Origin of the sequence: Aeromicrobium sp. CnD17-E (assembly GCF_024124745.1) — a bacterium.
Lineage (GTDB): Bacteria > Actinomycetota > Actinomycetes > Propionibacteriales > Nocardioidaceae > Aeromicrobium.
Map to the genome: position 1 here is coordinate 1 of NZ_JAMXRU010000180.1, position 3,077 is coordinate 3,077.

The following is a 3,077-nucleotide window of genomic DNA, read 5'->3' on the forward strand; positions in this document are numbered from 1 at the left end:
GCGACGTCGGGCTGACGCGCGCGGGCACCGACCGCGGACCGCCGTCGCCGACGGCACGAGCCGCCACGCCGACCGTGCGGGTCGCGGCGCGGTGGGCCCGCTTGGCCACGGGCCACAGCGGCATCAGGGCCGGGGGGAGCCGGGTCATGCGGCGCGGGCGAACCAGGCGTTCCCGAGGCCGGGCTTGTCCGGCGACGGCTCGTCCCGCACGAGGTCGAGCCCGACGCCCGCGAGGTAGGTGACGAGGTCGGCCAGGGCGTAGCCGTCGACGGGGTGGTACTCCATGACGACCCGCTGCACGTCGGCCCAGAGGGCGGGGTCGCTGCCGAGGATGTAGCCGTACTCGGCGCCCTCCGCGTCGCTCTTGAGCAGGTCGACCCGCCCGCCGGCCGCCGCGTGGGCGTCGGCGAACGTCACGCACGGCACCTCGACCTCGCCCCCGAGCCCGTCGGGCGCGGTCATGCCGTTGTGCGCGCTGGCCTCGCCGTTGTCGACGAAGCGCAGCGTGCCGCGGTGGTCGGAGACCGCCTCGGCGTGCACGTGCAGCCGGTCGGCGAAGCCGTTGGCCTCGGCGTTGCGGCGCGTCCAGGCCGCCGTCGAGGGCGACGCCTCGTACGCGTGCACGGTCGCGCGGGGGGCGCGGGCGCAGACCGCCGTCGAGAAGCTGCCGATGTGGGCGCCGACGTCGATCGCGACGAAGTCCGGACGGAGCCCGGCCAGCAGCTCGTCGACGCGGTACACGTCGTCGGCCGTGATCTCGTAGACGGGGAACCGGGCGCCGGGGGAGTTCGGCGTGTGGATGGTCAGGCCCGAGCGGGTCCGGAACGTCACCTCGCCGCCTCGGGCCATCGCCAGCAGCAGCTGGGGCCCGTTGCGGAAGTGCGTGAACGACTGACGCACCCGCCGGACCGCGTACCCCGCACTGCGCACTGCCATGTTGCTCCTCCCACGTGGACCTTCGACCCCATCAACCGTCGTGGACGCCGAAGGTCACGGGGGTGCGAACTTGGGGATCCGCAGCGTGACCTTCGTGCCCAGCCCCGGGGCCGTCTCGACCACGATGCCCCGGTCGTTGCCGTAGACCGTGCGCAGCCGCTCGTCGACGTTCGCGAGGCCCACGGACGCCGACGACGTGTCGCCCGACAGCACGGCCCGGACGGTCTCCGGATCGCTGCCCACGCCGTCGTCCTCGATGGAGATGACGCAGTCGGCGCCCTCGTCGAGGGCCACGAGGGTGACGGTGCCGGCACCCTGCTGGCCCTCCAGCCCGTGCCGCACGGCGTTCTCGACCAACGGCTGGACCGCCAGGAACGGCAGCCGGACGTTGAGCACCTCCGGCGCCACCCGCGTGACCACGCGCAGCCGGTCGCCGAAGCGGGCCTTCTCGAGCACCAGGTAGCGCTCGATCGAGCGCAGCTCCTCCGCCAGCGTGGTGAAGTCGCCGTGCTGGCGGAAGGAGTAGCGCGTGAAGTCGGCGAACTCCAGCAGCAGCTCGCGCGCCCGCTCGGGGTCGGTGCGCACGAACGACGCGATCGCGCCGAGGGAGTTGTAGACGAAGTGCGGCGAGATCTGCGCGCGCAGCGCCCGCAGCTCGGCCGCCATGAGCGCGGTGCGGGACTTGTCGAGCTCGGCCAGCTCGAGCTGGCCCGACATCCACGCGGCGACCTCGGCGGTCGCCCGCAGCAGCCCGGCCGACGGCTGCTCGGCCACCACGACGAGTGCGCCGATGACCCGTTCGTCGACCACGAGGGGAGCGGCGACGGCCGGCCCGGCGGCCTGGGTGCGGCCGGTGCGCAACGTCGCCGCGACGACGTCGGCCAGACCCGGGTCGGTCGGGTCGTCGGGTCCGTCCCAGGCGAGGTGCGTGGTGGTGTCGGTCAGACCCACCGTCGGCGTGCCGAGCAGGGCGCGCACGTGGGGCAGGGTCTCCAGGGCGCTGGAGCGGTCGAGCCCCTGCCGCAGGGCCGGTGCCGCCAGGGCGGTGCGGTGCAGCGCCTCGTAGGTGGCGCGCTCCTCGGGCGACCCGAGCGGGGTGCCGCGCAGCCGGCGTCGACGCAGCACGGCGTGGCCGAGCCCGCCCAGCAGGACGCCGAGCAGGACCGCGAGGAGGGGGCTCACCGCAGCTCGAGCAGCAGCGTGTCCGGCGGCTGGGGTCCCTGCGAGCGCGGCTCCTTGCGCACGCGGGCCCGGGTGCCACGCAGCAGGTGACGCAGCCGCAGGCTGCCGCTCTGCGCGGTGTTCTGGTCGAACAGCTCCCGCACGCGCGACAGTGTCGCGTCCTCGACGGGCTGGCGTCCGGTCTCGCGGGCGTACTGCAACAGCGCGGGGAGGTCGAGCTCCTCCCACGTGGCGTGCTCGGTCGTCTCGAGGGGGTGGAAGAGCCCGGAGGCCTCGACGGTGCCGGTGGCCGGTGCGGGTGGCGTCGGACGACGTCCTGCGACCTCGCGCAGGCGTCGGACCCACGGCAGCGTCTCGTCGTGGTCGCGCGCGAGGCTCGAGAGCACGCCACCCGCGCGCAGCACGCGGGCCTGCTCGGCCAGCACGGTCTGGTCGTCGTGCAGCTGCGGCGTGACGACCGCGTCGAACGCGTCGGCCACGAACGGCAGGCGGGGGCCGACGGTCCGCACGTAGAGCACGTCGGGCGACCGGACGGTGCGCACGTCCTCGCCCGCGACGACGACCTCGTGGCCCTGCTCGGCGAGCCGGAAGGCGAGCGAGGAGTCCTCGAGCAGCAGCACGCACGCGAGTCGGTCGCCCACCAGCCACTTGACGAGGCGGTCGTGCGCCTCGTCGGTGCCGGGGGCGGACCGTGCCGCCTGGTCGAACAGCTCGCTCACACCCGCAGGCTACCGGTCCGCGGACGTCCGCTCGGTACGCTTCGGGGCGTGTCAGAGCCCGTCGACCCGTTCCTGCCCGCGGCGTCCCTCGAGGGGGTGCCCTCGGCGTTCGCGGCGACGCGTGACGGCATCGACGCCCTGCTGCGCGACCGGGGCCTGCGTCGGACGACGCCGGAGGACACGGCGCGCTCGCTGCTGCTCGGCGCGGTCGCCACGGCGCGGCTGGAGGGCAGCGAGCTG

The 3,077-nt window shown here is 74.9% G+C and carries 3 protein-coding genes and 1 pseudogene; 1 reads left to right on the forward strand and 3 read right to left on the reverse strand.

Annotated elements, in window-relative coordinates:
• Positions 1-144: 144 nt before the first annotated feature.
• The 3 genes from NH339_RS17760 to NH339_RS17770 are packed head-to-tail and all read right to left on the reverse strand — an operon-like array spanning position 145 to position 2,837.
• On the reverse strand, positions 145-936 hold the full coding sequence (locus tag NH339_RS17760; protein ID WP_253027325.1) for an FkbM family methyltransferase: 792 nt from the start codon (positions 934-936) through the stop codon (positions 145-147).
• 54 nt (positions 937-990) lie between these two features.
• Positions 991-2,118, reverse strand: coding sequence for a sensor histidine kinase (locus NH339_RS17765; RefSeq protein ID WP_253027326.1), 1,128 nt, complete (start codon positions 2,116-2,118; stop codon positions 991-993).
• Positions 2,115-2,837: a hypothetical protein gene (locus NH339_RS17770; RefSeq protein WP_253027327.1), complete on the reverse strand. Its 723-nt coding sequence runs from the start codon at positions 2,835-2,837 to the stop codon at positions 2,115-2,117. The genes NH339_RS17765 and NH339_RS17770 overlap by 4 nt, the downstream gene beginning before the upstream one ends.
• 48 nt (positions 2,838-2,885) lie before the next feature.
• On the opposite strand from NH339_RS17770, the pseudogene NH339_RS17775 reads away from it, so the two are divergent.
• Positions 2,886-3,077: pseudogene (locus tag NH339_RS17775) on the forward strand (oxidoreductase); the annotation flags it as partial.